This window comes from Caulobacter sp. GW821-FHT11E10 (assembly GCF_058808375.1).
The window spans coordinates 350,332-365,497 of the sequence record NZ_JBXARP010000005.1 but is presented as its reverse complement, the minus strand read 5'-3'; the positions used below and the strand labels follow the sequence as shown (position 1 = coordinate 365,497).

Annotated in this window: 10 protein-coding genes; 4 read left to right on the top strand and 6 right to left on the bottom strand. The window is 68.4% G+C overall.

Features of this window, described 5'->3' with window-relative positions; genetic code table 11:
- Positions 1-67 precede the first annotated feature (67 nt).
- Together AC1RRV_RS12625 and AC1RRV_RS12620 are read right to left on the bottom strand one after the other, a co-directional pair.
- Positions 68-1,093: an amidohydrolase family protein gene (locus tag AC1RRV_RS12625; RefSeq protein WP_492859986.1), complete on the bottom strand. Its 1,026-nt coding sequence runs from the start codon at positions 1,091-1,093 to the stop codon at positions 68-70.
- Positions 1,094-1,110: 17 nt separating this feature from the next.
- Positions 1,111-2,079, bottom strand: coding sequence for an ABC transporter substrate-binding protein (locus tag AC1RRV_RS12620; RefSeq protein ID WP_492859985.1), 969 nt, complete (start codon positions 2,077-2,079; stop codon positions 1,111-1,113).
- A 513-nt stretch (positions 2,080-2,592) separates the two neighbouring features.
- Between AC1RRV_RS12620 and AC1RRV_RS12615 the strand changes: the two genes are divergently transcribed.
- From AC1RRV_RS12615 to AC1RRV_RS12605, 3 genes are all read left to right on the top strand, one after another.
- Positions 2,593-3,831 carry a LysR family transcriptional regulator gene (locus AC1RRV_RS12615; RefSeq protein ID WP_492859984.1) on the top strand — a complete coding sequence of 413 codons (1,239 nt, stop codon included), beginning with the start codon at positions 2,593-2,595 and terminating at the stop codon, positions 3,829-3,831.
- Between the two features lie 147 nt (positions 3,832-3,978).
- Positions 3,979-5,136 (top strand): lactonase family protein, encoded by a 1,158-nt coding sequence (locus AC1RRV_RS12610; protein ID WP_492859983.1) that lies wholly within the window; start codon positions 3,979-3,981, stop codon positions 5,134-5,136.
- Positions 5,137-5,148: 12 nt separating this feature from the next.
- Complete coding sequence (locus AC1RRV_RS12605; RefSeq protein WP_492859982.1) at positions 5,149-6,159, top strand: aldo/keto reductase; 1,011 nt, start codon at positions 5,149-5,151, stop codon at positions 6,157-6,159.
- Between the two features lie 102 nt (positions 6,160-6,261).
- On the opposite strand, the gene AC1RRV_RS12600 is transcribed toward AC1RRV_RS12605, so the two are convergent.
- The 3 genes from AC1RRV_RS12600 to AC1RRV_RS12590 all read right to left on the bottom strand — a co-directional run bounded on the left by AC1RRV_RS12600 (position 6,262) and on the right by AC1RRV_RS12590 (position 11,873).
- Positions 6,262-8,367 carry a TonB-dependent receptor gene (locus AC1RRV_RS12600; RefSeq protein ID WP_492859981.1) on the bottom strand — a complete coding sequence of 702 codons (2,106 nt, stop codon included), beginning with the start codon at positions 8,365-8,367 and terminating at the stop codon, positions 6,262-6,264.
- Positions 8,368-8,629: 262 nt separating this feature from the next.
- Positions 8,630-10,495: a hypothetical protein gene (locus tag AC1RRV_RS12595; RefSeq protein WP_492859980.1), complete on the bottom strand. Its 1,866-nt coding sequence runs from the start codon at positions 10,493-10,495 to the stop codon at positions 8,630-8,632.
- Positions 10,496-10,610: 115 nt separating this feature from the next.
- A complete protein-coding gene (locus AC1RRV_RS12590; protein ID WP_492859979.1) occupies positions 10,611-11,873 on the bottom strand; it encodes an MFS transporter in 1,263 nt (420 codons plus the stop codon).
- 179 nt (positions 11,874-12,052) lie between these two features.
- Here AC1RRV_RS12590 and AC1RRV_RS12585 point away from each other — a divergent pair, with 179 nt between their 5' ends.
- Entirely contained in the window at positions 12,053-13,735 is a 1,683-nt protein-coding gene (locus AC1RRV_RS12585; RefSeq protein WP_492859978.1) for a thiamine pyrophosphate-binding protein, read from the top strand.
- A gap of 51 nt (positions 13,736-13,786) precedes the next feature.
- On the opposite strand, the gene AC1RRV_RS12580 is transcribed toward AC1RRV_RS12585, so the two are convergent.
- Complete coding sequence (locus AC1RRV_RS12580) at positions 13,787-15,166, bottom strand: alpha/beta hydrolase (RefSeq protein ID WP_492859977.1); 1,380 nt, start codon at positions 15,164-15,166, stop codon at positions 13,787-13,789.

Here is a 15,166-nt window from a genome sequence, read left to right as displayed (position 1 = left end):
CAAAAACGCGAAAGGCGCGACACGGGGATGCCGCGTCGCGCCTTCGTAGAGATTTGAAACCGTTAGACTATTTTCCGCGCGCCTTCAGTTGCGCGTCGAGACGCGGATAGACCCGGCGGGCGTTGCCTTCGAAGATGTTGTAGCGGTCTTCGTCGGTCAGGCTGACACACGCGTCGACATAGCGCTTGGTGTCGTCGAAGTAGTGGCCGGTGTTCGGATCCTTGCCGCGCACCGCGCCGATCATCTCCGAGCCGAATAGCACGTTCTTTGACGGGATGACCTTGGTCAGCAGGTCGACGCCGGGGTGGTGATAGACGCAGCTGTCGAAGAAGATGTTGTCCAGCAGGCCCTCCAGCGGCCGGTTGGCCATCTCCAGCGACATGCCGCGATAGCGACCCCAGTGATAGGGCACCGCCCCGCCGCCGTGCGGAATGACCAGGCGCAGGGTCGGGAAGTCCTTGAACAGGTCGCTCTGCAGGATCTGCATGAACACCGAAGTGTCGGCGTTCAGATAGTGCGCGCCGGTGCCATGGAAGTTCGGATTGCACGACGCCGCCACGTGGACCATCGCAGGCACGTCGAGATCACAAAGCGCCTCGTACAGCGGGTACCACTCGCGGTCGGTCATCGGCTTGCCGGTCCAGTAGCCCCCGGTCGGGTCCGGGTTCACATTGGCCCCGACGAAGCCCAGCTCCTCGACACAGCGGCGCAGCTCGGGGATTGAGTTGGCCGGCGGCGCGCCGGGCGATTGCGGCAGCTGGCAGACCGGCGCGAAGTTGTCCGGATAGAGCTCCGTCACCCGCTTCACGAGGTTGTTGGACACCTCGGCCCACTGCAGGCTGGTGCGCTCATTGCCCAGGTGGTGACTCATCAGGCCGGCGATCGGCGAGAACAGGGTGAGATCGCTGCCCCGCTCCTGCTGCAGTTTCAGCTGGCCGTTGCCGACGCCCTCGCGGATCTCGTCGTCCGTGACGTGAGCGCCCGAGACCGGCGGCGCGTTGACCGGATCGTTGGTGGCGTCGACCTGGGCCTGACGCCAGTCGCGGAACGACTTGGGGACGGTGGTGAAGTGGCCGTGGCAATCGATGATCATGGTCTTGGTTCCTCGGCTCACAGCTTGTCCGGATCGACGAACAGCTCGTCCATGCTCATCCGCCTGGGCGTCAGGCCCTGGGCGAAGGCGGTCTGTTCGAGCGCCTCGATGGTGGGGCGGTTGGCCTCGATGCCGTAGGGCAGCGGGTCGGGACCGACGACGTCCATCAGCTTGACGTACTTCTTCTCGGTGGCGTCCCGCGGGCCGTTGGCCTTCACCCGCTCCAGCCACTCGTCCTTGGCCTGCTTGAAGGCGTTGTAGAGCGACTTGGCGACCCAGGGATGCTCGGCCAGCACCGAGTCCTTGACCACGATGGTGCCGTGCATCGGATAGACGCCGGTGCGGCGGAAGTAGTCGGCCTCCAGCTCGGCGGCGTTGGGCAGTAGGTCGGGATAGTTGGCCTCGACCTCCTGCCAGCCGCCGGTCGGCGCGCCGGTGCGACCGATGCCGGCCGCCCCCTCGACGCCCGCCGACAACTCGCCATCGGCCATCATGTCGGCCAGGGGACGGGTGGCGTGGATCACGTTGCCGGGCAGCTTCAGCTCCCTGACGTGCTCCTCGTCGTCGACGACCCAGGTCACCTTCGAAGGGTCCAGGCCGCAGTCGTCCATCAGCGCCTGGCGCAGCCAGACGCCGGTGGTCACCGAATAGGCGCGGACCCCGACCTTCTTGCCTTCCAGATCCTTGGGCGTGGCGATCCCGGCGTCCGGACGGACCAGCATGCCCGAGTGGTGGAAGCGTCGGACCACGAAGATCGGCAGCGCCACGAACGGCGCGCCATAGGCCCGGGCGATGATGTAGGTCGTGGGCGCGATCTCGCAGACGTCGAACTCGACGTCGCGCACCATCCGGCGGAACGCGCCGATCTGCGGCTTGACGGTGATGATCTCCGCCTCGACGCCCTCGATGGGGATCGAGCCGTCGCGGATGGCCGACGTGTGCGGATGCTCCGCCACGGCGATCTTAAGATGTACCTTCCCGGCCAATTTCCTCTCCTCAGGACTCATCAGTATCCGGGGAACTGGCCGTGGTCATCGGACCAGCGGGCGCCCCCGTTCGTCCTGACAAAGGCGTTCGACCTCGCCCGACCGCAACTGGCCCGCCGCGAAACCTTGAGGGCGCGCGCCATTTCCTATCGGCGGAGCGCGGCCCCGGCGATAGGTTCGCCGTGACAGGTGATAAGTTTTGCGTCGCATCGCGTAATAGATCAGCCGCCCCGGGACGCGTTTCTTATGGCCCGCAAGGCGCCCTTGCGCGCGGCCGCACGCGTTTCACGCGCAACGAAATCCGACACGGGCCCACAACGCAAAGCCTGAGAATATCTGGGAAATTCTGGATATTTTCCGAGAACTTCCGCCAAGGCCGCGCTTGCGTCGACACATCTCGTAGAGGGCGGTCCGGCGGGGTCTTCGCCCCGATTTCGTCGATTTCCGCCTCGGTCCGGCCCGTTCCCTCCCCGATTGATTCCTGTTAGCGCTTGGTGATCGGGAGGAATAAAAATGATCGACATGGATCCTGAAGCCAGGGCCGCGTCGCTCAGCTTTCGGCAGCTGAAGCTGTTCGAAAGCGTGGGCCGATTGAACAGTGTCCGCAGGGCGTCGGAGGAGTGCAATCTCTCCCAGCCGGCGGTGACCCAGGCGTTGGCCAAGCTGGAGCTGCAGATCGGCGCCATCCTGCTCGAGCGCCGCGCCAGCGGCAGCTATCTCAACGAGCTGGGCGAGATCTTTCACCGCCGCACCACCCGTCTCTTCGAACAGTTCGAGCAGGCCCTGATCACCCTGGGCGTGCCGGGCGGACCCGAGGCCGCGCCGGTGATCGCCAAGCGTATCTCGCGCTCCCAGGCCCGCAGCCTGATCGCCATCGTCGAGAGCGGCTCCTTCGCCGAAGCCGCCTTGGCCCTGGACCTCTCGCAGGCCTCGCTGCAGCGGGCGGCCCGCGATCTGGAAGGCAACCTTAAGAAGTCGATCTACTACCGCACCGCCGCCGGCGTGATGGTCACCCCGGCCGGCGTCGAGTTCGGCCGCCGCATCAAGCTGGCGACCCAGGAGATCGAGTGGGGCATCCAGGAGATCGAGGCCGCCCAGGGCAGCGCCGCCAGCCAGATCGCCATCGGCGCCATGCCGTTCGGCGGCAGCGTGCTGCTGGCCTCGGTGCTGGACGAGTTCGTCCGCGCCAATCCCAAGGTCGACGTCAAGATCGTCAACGAGAGCGCCTCGGAGATGCTCAAACGCCTGCGCGACGGCGAGGTCGATTTCGTGATCGGTCTTGTCCAGGAAACCAAGGGCGAGGACCTGACCAACGAAGCCCTAGCCCGCACGCCCTATACCGTCGTGGCCCGGCGCGGCCACCCGCTGGCCCGCAAGGGCAGCGTCGGCGTCGAGGACCTGCTGCGCTACGACTGGGTCGTCGGCACGCCCGGCGCCAGTCGCCGCGCCTGTTTCGAGCGCCTGTTCGAGGGCAAGGTCGCGCCGCAGACCTCGATCGCCACCAGCGCCCTGCCCATCGTCCGCCACCTGCTTTCCCGCAGCGACCGGCTGGCCCTGATGACCTCGTACGAGCTGATGCACGAGGGCGAGCTGGTGTCCCTGCCGTTCGGTCCGATCGAGCCCGCGCCGGCCATCGGCGTGACCATGCGGTCGGGCTGGCTGCCGACCAAGCTGCACCAGGGGTTCATCGACCTGCTGCGCCGCCACACGGCCGACGCCACCACCCCGACCATGCTGCGCAAGGCCGGCTGACGCGGTTTCGATCGCTCCCCCCGCCGAACTTGGCGGCGGCGCGAGAGCCGACGGCTACGATCTTCTGACCGGGCGTTCGAAACACCCTCGTTCCCTGGCTCGACAGCGTGCTGAAGACCTGGGAAGCCCGCGCGACAGGAGACGCCGATGACCGATTCCACGCCCCATTCGCCGACGCGCCGCGCGGTCGCCGCCGGCGCGCTGAGCCTTCTGGCCGCGCCCGCCGTCCAGGCCGCGTCGAAGGGCGCGCAACTGGTCTATGTCGGGACCCAGGGCAACGAGGCTGGCCAGGGCGTATTGGCCGCCCGGCTCGACACGCACACCGGCAAGCTCACGCCCATCGGGGTGGTCGCCGAACTGGCCCGCCCCACCTGGGTCGTCGCCCATCCCAACCGCCCCCTGCTCTACGCCGTCAGCGAGACCGGCAATGACGGCAAGACCCAGGGCAAGGTTCACGCCCTGAAGGCCGATCCGAAGACGGGGGCCCTCACCCTGGTCTCGACCGTCGATTCCGGCGGGGGCGGGCCGACGCATCTGGCGCTGGATGCGCGGGGGAACGGCCTGCTGGTCGCCCACTACGGGTCGGGTCACGTGGCCGCCCTGCCCCTGCGCGCCGACGGCGGTGTCGAGCCGCCAGCCTCGGTGCGACAGGAACAGGGTTCAGGTCCTTCTCCCCGCCAGAAGAGCTCGCATGCCCACGGCGTGACGCTGGGTCCGACGGGCAAGTTCGCCCTGGTCGCCGACCTCGGCGCGGACAGGGTGTTCGTCCATCCCTACGATCGCCGTACACGTCAGCTGGGACCAGCCGCGGCAACCTCCGTGAGCGTCCCGCCCGGGACCGGCCCGCGCCACCTGGCCTTCCATCCCAATGGCCGCTTCGTCTTCCTGATCAGCGAACTGGTCCCGGCGATCCGGACCTTCGGCTGGGGCACGCGCGGGGGCGCGCTCAAGGAACTCAGCGCCGTGCGCGCCGGTGGCGACCCACCGATCAATGGGGCCGAGATCGCGGTGAGCCGCGATGGCCGTTTCGTCTATGCCTCGATCCGGGTCGAGCACGTGATCGTGGTCTATGCCGTCGACCAGAAGAGCGGCGCCCTGACCGAGATCCAGCGCGTTCCCTCGGGCGGCCAGACGCCCTGGAGCTTCGGCCTCGACCCGACCGGCCGCTGGCTGCTGGCGGCCAACCAGGGTTCGGGCGCGGTCACCGTCTTGGCGCGCGACCCGGCCACCGGCAAGCTGACCGCCACGGACCAGTCGATCGCGGTCACCAAGCCGACCAGCCTCGCCTTCCTGAGCAACCCGTAGAGAGACGCCGTCGTGACCCTCCTGCCGCAGCGCCAGATCGGCCCCTTCCAGGTTTCGTCGATCGGTCTGGGCTGCATGAACCTCAACCACGCCTATGGCCCGCCGCCACCGGCCGAGGACGGCGAGCGCCTGCTGAACCGCGCGCTGGATCTCGGCGTCACCCTCCTCGACACCGCCGCCCTCTACGGGGGCGGAAACAACGAGCGCCTGGTCGGCCGCGCGGTCGGTCATCGCCGGAGCGCGTACGTCCTGGCCAGCAAGTGCGTGCTGGACATGGCCGGCGCCCAGCGGGTGCTGGACGGCTCGCCCGAGGCGATCACCGCCAGCCTGGACCGCTCGCTGCAGCGGCTGGGCGTCGAGCACATCGACCTCTTCTACCTGCACCGCCTCGACAAGCGCGTGCCCATCGAGGACTCGGTCGACGCCCTGGCCCGCGCGGTCGAGGCCGGCAAGATCGGCGCGATCGGGCTCTCGGAAATGTCGGCCGCCACGCTGGAGCGCGCCCACGCCGTTCACCCGATCGCGGCCATGCAGACCGAATATTCGCCGATGGTCCGCAACCCCGAGGTCGCCGTGCTCGAGGCGTGCAAGCGCCTGGGGGTCGGCTTCGTCGCCTTCTCGCCCGTCGCGCGCGGCCTGCTGGCCGGCGCGGTCGCCGACGCGAACTACGCCCGGGGCGACATCCGCGCCTGGATGCCGCGCTTCGTCGAGCCGAACCTGTCGCATAACCTGCGGGCCGTCCGACGGTTCGACGCCCTGGCGGCCGAGCACGGCCTGACGCCCGCGCAGCTGTCGCTGGCCTGGACCCTGGCGCGCGGCGAGCACGTCGTGCCGATCCCCGGCACTACCAGCCTCGCGCACCTTGAGGAGAACATCGGCGCGGCCGTCATCTCCCTCGCGCCCGAGGTCGTCGCTCAGGTCGACGCCCTGTTCGACGGCGACGCGATCCACGGCCCGCGCTATCCGGCCGAAGCCCAGACGCAGGTCGATACCGAACTCCTGCCCGGCGAGGTCCTGGCCTAGGACCCCCAAAAAAAGATGGGCGAAGCCGAAGCTCCGCCCATAGTCGAGGTTTACGGGGAAGAGGCGACCGGAGGCGGTGGGGACCGCCTCCGGTCAGGTACGCTAGAACCGTGCGCCGACCCGCAGGCCGTAGGTGCGCGGCGGCAGGTAAGTGCCGTAGAAGACGCCCGCGGTGGAGGTCGCGAAGGCGTAGGACTTCACCAGCTCGTCGGTGATGTTGTTGGCGTAGCCGGTCACCGTGATCCCGCCGCCCGGCGACTCGTAGGTCAGGTTCAGGTCGCCGGTGCTGTAGGCGTCCTGCCTGATGATCGGGCTGCGGATGTCGAACAGCAGATACTGCTTGGCGACGAAGCGCGCGCGGGCCGCGGCCGTGAGCGTGGCGCCGTTGGCGAGGTCGAAGCGGTGCGAATAGTCCACCGTCAACGTCGACTTCGGAGACTTGGGCAGCGGGTTGCCCGAGAAGTTGCCGCCGGACGAGAACGGGGTCACCGGCAGCACGAACGTGTTGAACTCCGAGTGGGTCAGGGCGCCGACGACGCCCAGGCGATCCTGAGAGGTGATCGCCCACTGCGATTCCAGCTCCAGGCCGTACACCGTGGCCTTGTCGGCGTTGTAGGTCAGGCGCCCCGAGGCTGTGCAGGTCGGCAGGCCCGCCGGCAGGTTCAGGCAGCCCAGCTGGCTGGCCTGGTAGTCCTTGTACTTGTAGTGGAAGGCCGTGACGTTCAGCTGCAGGGCGTTGTCGAACAGGCGGTTCTTCGAGCCGGCCTCGAACGAGGTCACGTGTTCCGGCTGGTACGAGTTCGGGGCCAGGCCGTCATAGTTGCCGCCGCCCTTGTAGCCGGTCGCGGCCGTCGCATAGATCAGCGACCGCTCGGCCACCTGGTACTCAGCCGAGGCCTTCCAGTTGGTCGCCTTCCACTCGCTGTTGGCGGCGTTGGTGATGCGCGACAGCAGGACACCCGCCGGGTTGCGGACCTCGGTCGTGCCGTTCTGCTTCTTCTGGTCGGCGGTGTGGCGCAGGCCACCCGTCAGGCGCAGCTTGTCGGTGACATGCCAGGTCGCCTGACCGAACAGGGCGCGCGAGTAGGCGTCGATCATCGGATAGCCGAACTGCACCGAGGTCGGCGGGGCCAGCAGGGTCTGGAACGAGCTCTGCAGCTCATCCCAGTAGTAGGCGCCGAGGATCCAGGTCACGGTCTGGTCGGCCTTGGAGGCCAGACGGACTTCCAGCGAGTGCTGCTTGGCTTCCTGGTTCAGCTGGATGCGGCGGTCGCTGGCATAGAGGTTGTCCAGGACCAGCTTGTGATAGGCCGGCAGCACCGTCAGGGTCGCCGGGCCCAGGTCCCAGTTGATCTCGGCGTGATAGCCCGCGTTCTTGTTGCGGATGTGGGCGCCGGGATTGACGGTGTTGGTCGAGCGCGGATCGACGCCCGCCACGTTCAGCTTGTAGGCGGCCGGCCCCACGCCCTTACGCAGGTCGTAGTCGGCCGCCAGCAGGATCGACAGGTCGTCGGTCGGCTTGATCAGCAGCTGGCCGCGATAGGCCACCGAATTCTGGTCTTCGCTCTTGTCGTCGGCGGCGAAGCCATCGCGCTTCAGCGTGCGCATGGCGAGGCGCGCGGCGGCCTTCTCGCCCAGCGGGACATTGACCATCCCGTTGACGCCGTACTGGTTGTACGAGCCGTACTCGGCGCCGACCGCGCCGGCATAGTCGAAGATCGGGCGGGCCGAGATCACGTTGATCGCGCCGGCCGTGGCGTTGCGGCCGTACAGCGTGCCCTGCGGGCCGCGCAGCACCTCGACCTGTTGGATGTCGTAGATCAGGCCGCCGGTGGACTGCGGACGGCCCAGATAGACGCCGTCGATGTGATAGGCGACGGCCGGGTCGCCCTGCGGGCCGTCATTGGTCGAGAAGATGCCGCGGATGGCTACGCCGGTGGCCGCGTTGCTGGAATTGATCTCGACATTGGGGGCCGAGCCCTGCAGCGCCTGCAGGTTGGGCGAGCCCTGCCTTTGCAGGCTCTCGGCGCTGACGGCGGTCACGGCGACGGGAATGTTCTGGACGTTTTCGCTGCGCTTCTGGGCGGTGACGACCACCTCTTCCAGCGCGGCGGGCTCGTTGCTTTGAGCCGGCGCGGTCTGCGCCTGAGCGCCGGCCGCGAAACCCAGGACACAGGCGCTGGCCAGCAGCGCGGTCCGGAGCGGCATGGATGAACCCCTCATTCTTTCCTCCCTCTTGTCTTTCGCCCCCGCCTCTTTGGACAGGGTTCGTTGATCTGGATGGCCGTCGACGCGCGACATCGCCCGCCGACGCGAGACGCGGTCAGGTCCGTGACCCGATCGCGCGCTTGAAAGTTTCGTTGGCGACTTCTCCCGCACCGCGCGCCCAGACTGAATTAGAACAGGCGATGGCGGAGGGAGAGGGATCGAAAACCCGTAGCGGCCGATAGCTTTGGCGACGGCCGCCGGCCTATTTCACGGGCAGATACAGCGGCATGGAATCTTCCCACAGGCTGTCGGTCAGCAGGCGCTTGCCCGTGCCGTCGGCGTTCATGACCATGATCTGGCCGTAGGGCTGGAAGGTGTTGTCGTAGAGCGCCGCCTCCTCGCGGAAGCCGTACATGCCGGTGCTGAACAGGATCCGCCCATCGGCGCTCCACACCGCGTGGCCGTCATTGCCGCGGTTGGTGGTCAGGCGCCGCAGGTCCGAGCCATCCGGCCGGATCGTGAAGACGTCGAAGTTCACCGCGTCGACCTTGCGGGTGAAGACGATGCGCTTTCCGTCCGGCGACCAGAACGGCAGGTTGTCGTAGCCGGTGGTCAGCACCCGGATCTGACGGGTGTCGAGATTGATGATCCGCAGGCCCTTTTCGGCTTCGCCCCAGACCCGGAAGACGATCTCCTTGCCGTCGGCCGAATAGCTGGGGAAGCCCGAATGGATCGAGCCGTCGGTCAGGGCCTCGTAGTCGGTCCCGTCGCGGCGCACGCGCATCAGAGTCGCCTTGCCGTGCGCCCGCTCCTGGAACCAGACGCCCATGCCGAAGGCCAGCCACTGGCTGTCGGGCGACCAGGTCGGCTGGAAGGCGCCGGCCACGCCCTTCTTGACCATCTCCGGATCCAGGCCCTTGCCGTTGACGTCGAAGATCGTCCGGCGGTTCGAACCGTCCGGGTTCATCGTCACCAGCGAGGAATTGCCCTGCTGCTTTTCGGTGATCGCCACCGTGCCGTCGCCGGCCAGCACCGGGAAAACGTCGGTGTGCCTGTAGTTGAACTTCGGATCCCAGCTGTAGAGCGGCTTCAGCTGCCCCCGCGCCTTGAAGCCGACCTTCTCGTAGATCACCGTCTTGCCGTCCGGCGACCAGACCGGCGAGCGCAGCATGCGCTGCACGGGGGCCGAGCCCGCGGTGTAGTAGAGCCCTTCGTCCGCCCCGCCCTTGCGGTGATAGGCGATGACCCCGTTGCTCAGGAACTGCGGGAAGATCTTCAGGCCCGGGCCTGACGTATGCTCGACCCGATCGCCGGTCGTGACGTCGACCGAGACGATCTGCGAGGCGATCTTGGCCAGCAGTTCGGGACGGCGCGCGCCCCAGGTGTCTTCGGTGGCCAGTTCGTAGAAGGCCACGCGCTTGCCGTCCGGCGACCACTTGGGCGAGCCCAGGCAGAAGCCCGGCTTGGACGCGATGCGGCGGAAGCCCTTGCCGTCGGCGCCGATCACGTAGATCGAAAGCTCCTGGGTGTGCTCCCAACCCTTGCCGTCATGGTGCCCGCGCCAGTCGGTGTTGCGGTCCGACGAGAAGGCCAGCTGCCTGCCATCCGGCGACCAGGCCGGGCGGAAGAAGCCGTCGGGCAGGGACGGATCGCCCTGGACGTCCGGCACGCCGGTCAGGTTGGTCAGCCGACCGGTCTTGAGGTCCTTGATCCAGATGTTGGTGCGATAGCCGTCCCGGGTCGAGACGAAGGCCAGGCGGGTTCCGTCCGGCGAAAGCTCGCCGGCGTCGTCGACGGCCGCGCCGACAACCAGCGGCTGGATGCCGGTCCCATCGAGATTGCAGCGGAACAGGTCCGACTGGCCGTCGCCGTTGCGCTCGGAGGTGAAGACCACCGACTTGCCGTCGGCGCTGAAGCTGGCGTGGTAGTCGAACACCGAGCTGGAGAGCAGCTTGCGCTCGTTCGAACCGTCGGCGTTGGCGATGTAGAGCTCGGACGACGACGGACCGATGCGGTTCATCAGCATCACGCCCTTGGCCGTCGGCGGGGCTTTCCTGGGCGCGGCGGCCAAGGCCTCGCCGGCCAGGAATGCGGCCGGCAGGGCGGCGAGGAAATGTCGGCGATCCATGGGGTCCTCCAGGTACGCGCCGCCTCTTGCCGGGCGGACTTCATGTTTACAGCGCCACGTCCGCGCGCGGCCTTCTCTGCCCCAGGCTAAGCCGAGAACGGCCCGACCGTGTCGATCAGATTTGCGCGCCGCCCGATCCATTCGCCGTGCTCTCGAACGTCCGCGCCCTGCGCAGGGCCGGAAACTTCCACGCCCAGAGGCCCGTCACCAGGATCGCGCCGACGCCTCCGGCGACCACGGCCGCCACCGGTCCGACGAGGGCGGCCAGGAAGCCAGACTCCGCCTCGCCCAGTTCGTTGGAGGCCGAGATGAACAGTGTCGAGACTGCGCCGACCCGTCCGCGCATGGCGTCGGGGGTCGACAATTGGATCAGGGATTGGCGGACATAGACCGACAGCATGTCCGCGCCCCCCAGAACGGTCAGGCAGACAAGGGACAGGGGCATCCAGCGGGACACGCCGAAGATCACCGTGGCCAGGCCGAACACCGCGACCGAGAGCAGCATCTTCACCCCGACATTGTGCTTGAGCGGTCGCCAGGCGAACAGCAGCGCCGTGGCCATCGCCCCCACGGCCGGGGCCGCGCGCAGGTGCCCCAGCCCCGCCGGTCCCACATGCAGGATGTCCCGCGCGAAGATCGGCAACATGGCCGTCGCGCCGCCCAGCAGCACGGCGAAGAGATCGAGCGAGATCGCGCCCATGACCAGCGTGTTGCCGCGCACATAGACCAGCCCTTCGAGCATCAGCACCCAGGGCTTGCGCGGCTCACCGATGATCCGGGCGATCGGCCGGACCAGCAGCATGCAGGTCAGCGACAGCAGGAAGAGCCCGACGCTCGCCGCATAGGGCAGCGGCGGGCTCCAGGCGTACAGATAGCCGCCCATGGCCGGCCCCAGGATCGAGCCGACCCGGCCGGCGATGGCGTTGGTGGCGATGGCGTGGGGCAGCACCTCGGGCGGGACGATGTTGGGGCCCAGGGCGTTCAAGGCCGGCATCGAGAAGGCCCGCGCCACCCCCAGGAACACCGCCACGCTCATCAAGGCCGGCAGCGACATCGCGCCGGTCCAGGTCATGAGACCCAGGGCGGCGGCGCAGGCCAGTTGCAGCGTCGTCGTGAGACAGATGATCAGGCGACGGTCGAACCGGTCGGCGGCCCACCCCGTCACCAGGGTCAGGACGAACAGCGGCGCGAACTGGGCCAGGCCCACCAGGCCCAGCTGCATCGCCGCGTCCTTGGTGTCCATCGTCGCGCGCGCCAGGTCGTAGACCTGCCAGCCGACGACGATCACCAGGGTGTTCTGGGCCAGTGTCGAGCACAGCCGCGCGGTCCAGAAAAAGCGGAAATCCCGGAACGCGAACGGATGCCTCGGATCGGCCATGTCTTCTCCTCGCCCAGCCGCGTATCGCCGCCGGAGTCGACGCCGGTTCTACCGTCGCGAAGGCCTCCAATGATATCGGTCCCGCAACATCGGTCGCAGTTCCGATAGCTCGCCTACCGTCTTGAATAGCCCCGTCGAGGACGGCCTCGATACCAAGGTCCGAGGGAGGATCTCGGATCATGACGACCGGCGCCGAAGCCGCTGTGCGGATGCTGCAACTTCACGGCGTCAAGCACGTCTTTGGCCTGTGCGGCGACACCAGCCTGCCCTTCTACGACGCCCTGGCGCGCCTCGATCACGGCATCGACCACATCCTGACCCGCGACGAGCGCAGCGCCGCCTACATGGCCGACGCCTATGCCCGCCTCTCTGGCCGGGTCGGCGTCTGCGAAGGCCCCAGCGGCGGCGGCGCGACCTACATCCTGCCGGGCGTCATCGAAGCCAACGAGTCCTCGATCGCCATGGTCGCGATCACCTCCGACGTGCCGGTGACCGCGCGGGGCCGCTATCCGCTGACCGAGCTGGACCAGAAGGCCCTGTTCCGGCCACTGACCAAGTGGAACACGGTCGTCGACCACGTCGGCCAGATCCCGCACGTCTTCCGCACCGCCTTCCGCGCCGCGACCACCGGCCGCCCCGGCGCGACCCACATCGGCCTGCCCTACGACGTTCAGAAGCAGACCTTCGACGCCGACCTCTGGGCCCAGGCCGAGCACGGACAGTTCCCCGCCTTTCGAACCGGTCCCTCGGCCGACCTCGTGGCGGCCGCCGCCGAGGTGATCCTGGCGGCCAGGCGACCGGTCTTCGTCTGCGGCGGCGGCGCGATCATCTCGGGCGCGACCGCTGAACTCGCCGCCCTGGCGCAACTGCTGGACGCTCCGGTGGCCTCGACGGTCAGCGGCCACGGCGTGATCCCGGACAACCATCCGCTGGCCGTCGGCGTGGTCGGGGCCAATGGCGGCGTCGACCAGACCCGCGAGGTCGTGGCCTCGGCCGACACCGTGATCTTCGTCGGTTGCCGGGCGGGCTCGACCACGACCGAGCACGGCGAGGTTCCGGGCCGCGACGTGCCGATCGTCCACATCGACGTCGACCCGATGGTGGTCGGCGCGAACTACAGGGTCGAGGCCGGGCTGGTCGGCGACGCCAAGCTCTGCCTGTCGGCCCTGCTCGCCGAGATCGCCCGTCGCCTGGAGAACATGCCGCGCTCGACCGGTGCGGCCGAACGCCTGGCCGCCGTGCGCCGGGCCAAGCGCGCGAGCTTCGAACGGCTCGCCGGTTCGACCGACCGCCCGATCCGGCCCGAGCGCGTGCTGGCCGCCCTGCAGGCCGCCCTGCCCCGCGACGCGGTGATCGTCGCCGATCCCGGCACGCCCTGCCCCTACTTCTCCGGCTTCTACGACTTCAACACGGCCGGCCGCCGGTTCATCACCAACCGCGCGCACGGAGCCCTGGGCTTCTCGCTGCCCGCCTCGATCGGCGCCAGCTATGGCGCGCCGAACGCCAAGGTGGTGGCGGTGATGGGCGACGGCAGCTTCGGCTTCGCGGTCGGCGAGCTGGAGACCATCGTCCGCAAACAGCTGCCGATCACCCTGATCGTGTTCTCGAACGCGTCCTACGGCTGGATCAAGGCCAGCCAGAAGAGCGGCTATGACGAGCGCTATTTCTCGGTCGACTTCAATCGCTCCGACCACGCCCGCATCGCCGAGGCGTTCGGGCTCAAGGCCTGGACTGTCGCCGATCCCAACGACCTGGACGCGGCCGTCCGCGCCGCCGTGGCCCATGACGGCCCGACCCTGATCGACGTGATCTCCCAACCGCTCGAGGAGTCGGCCGTCCCGGTCAGCCGCTGGATGGGCTGAGGGTTCGTCACCTTGAGGCCCGTCGGCGCGCTGTCGGCCACGGCCGCGCGATCAGAAGCGCCCTGGCCCTTTCAGCCAGCCAGCGACGAAGTCGAAGGTGCGCGTGACCGTGTCGCCGTACTCGGGGCGGCAGGCGTTGAAGAGGTGGGTCGCGCCCTCGACGGCCGCGAAGGTCTTATCCTTCGAGCCCAGATGGTCGAAGATGATCTCGTCCGGCACGACCAGGTAATGACAGCTCATGGTCAGGACCAGGGTCGGCACGCTGACGCCCTCGGCGTTGCCGGGGGTCGAGGTCATGGCCGAGCGCCAGTCGACCCCCACGATGTCGTCGGCGGTGATCGCGTAGTCGGCGTTGGTGCGGATGGCCGAGGCGGCGAGGAAGCGCCGGACCGTGGTGTTTTGGCTCATCAGGCTCAACGAACCCAGTGCCGCCGGTGTCTGCTGGCCGCTGGGCGGACGCACTGAGCGGATGACCTGCTCTTCGATCGTCCCATCGGCGCGCAGCAGGGCGTGAGCCGCCTTGGTATGGGCCGCGAAGGCGACGTCGGGCTGATAGAGCCTGGCGCCGGCGGCCTGCTGGCCAAGGCCGGAGATCACCAGCGGTTCGTCATCGGTGAAACGCCCCTCGCCGTTCGAGATCAACCGCAGGCGCGCCTGGGCCTCGCCGACGATCCGGGCGTTGCGATCGGCCTGGCCGCGATGGAACCGCTGGGCAAACGCGGCGCCATAGGTCGCGCGCCTGCCGGCCGGGTCGTAGCCATTGGCCGGCGCGAACATGTCCAATTCGCCAATGCGCTGGCCGTCGCCGACCGCCGGATCGACCGCGCTCATCTGGTGGAAGGCCCCGAGGGTGGGATCCAGCAGGATCAGGCCATCGGGCTTGGTCAGGTCCGAAAGCCCCTCGACCTTGCAGGGATAGATCTTCTCGGGCCCGCTACAGGCGGCCGGGCCATGCTCGGCGACGTTCTGGTAGAGCGTGACCATGTGGCCGCCGCCGCTGTGGCCGACCAGGATCACGCGGGTCACGCCCGGCAGCGACCGCGCGAAGGCCAGGCCGCGCGAGATCGACGGCAGATAGGCCTCCGGCGCGGTGTCGCCCCGGTGGTTGACCATCACGACGCGATACCCGCGCGCGGCCATCTCCCGCCCGATGGGCTCGTTGAAGGTGTTGGCGTTGGGATGGGCGTAGACCAGGGCGATCCGAGTATTCGCCCCCGGCCGCGTCGGCTCGTAGAGCAGGCCTTCGGTCTCCTGCGGCGCCAGGCGCAGATACTGCGTCCGGTATCCCTCCCCCTGCACCGGTCCCAGTTGGACACGCGGCGACACCGGGGCCTGTTTGGCCTGGGCCGGCAAGGCCCAAGCGCCCAGGGCCAGGGCGAGCGCGGCCGCCGCCAGGACCTTCGGCGAAGGGCGTTCGGATTGCGAGTTCAT

Bases quoted from the DNA above. Each gene is read 5' to 3' on its own strand.
- AC1RRV_RS12625 (WP_492859986.1), bottom strand. From the start codon at position 1,093: ATGATCATCGATTGCCACGGCCACTTCACCACCGTCCCCAAGTCGTTC.
- AC1RRV_RS12615 (WP_492859984.1), top strand. From the start codon at position 2,593: ATGATCGACATGGATCCTGAAGCCAGGGCCGCGTCGCTCAGCTTTCGG.
- AC1RRV_RS12610 (WP_492859983.1), top strand. From the start codon at position 3,979: ATGACCGATTCCACGCCCCATTCGCCGACGCGCCGCGCGGTCGCCGCC.
- AC1RRV_RS12600 (WP_492859981.1), bottom strand. From the start codon at position 8,367: ATGCCGCTCCGGACCGCGCTGCTGGCCAGCGCCTGTGTCCTGGGTTTC.
- AC1RRV_RS12595 (WP_492859980.1), bottom strand. From the start codon at position 10,495: ATGGATCGCCGACATTTCCTCGCCGCCCTGCCGGCCGCATTCCTGGCC.
- AC1RRV_RS12590 (WP_492859979.1), bottom strand. From the start codon at position 11,873: ATGGCCGATCCGAGGCATCCGTTCGCGTTCCGGGATTTCCGCTTTTTC.
- AC1RRV_RS12585 (WP_492859978.1), top strand. From the start codon at position 12,053: ATGACGACCGGCGCCGAAGCCGCTGTGCGGATGCTGCAACTTCACGGC.
- AC1RRV_RS12580 (WP_492859977.1), bottom strand. From the start codon at position 15,166: ATGAACTCGCAATCCGAACGCCCTTCGCCGAAGGTCCTGGCGGCGGCC.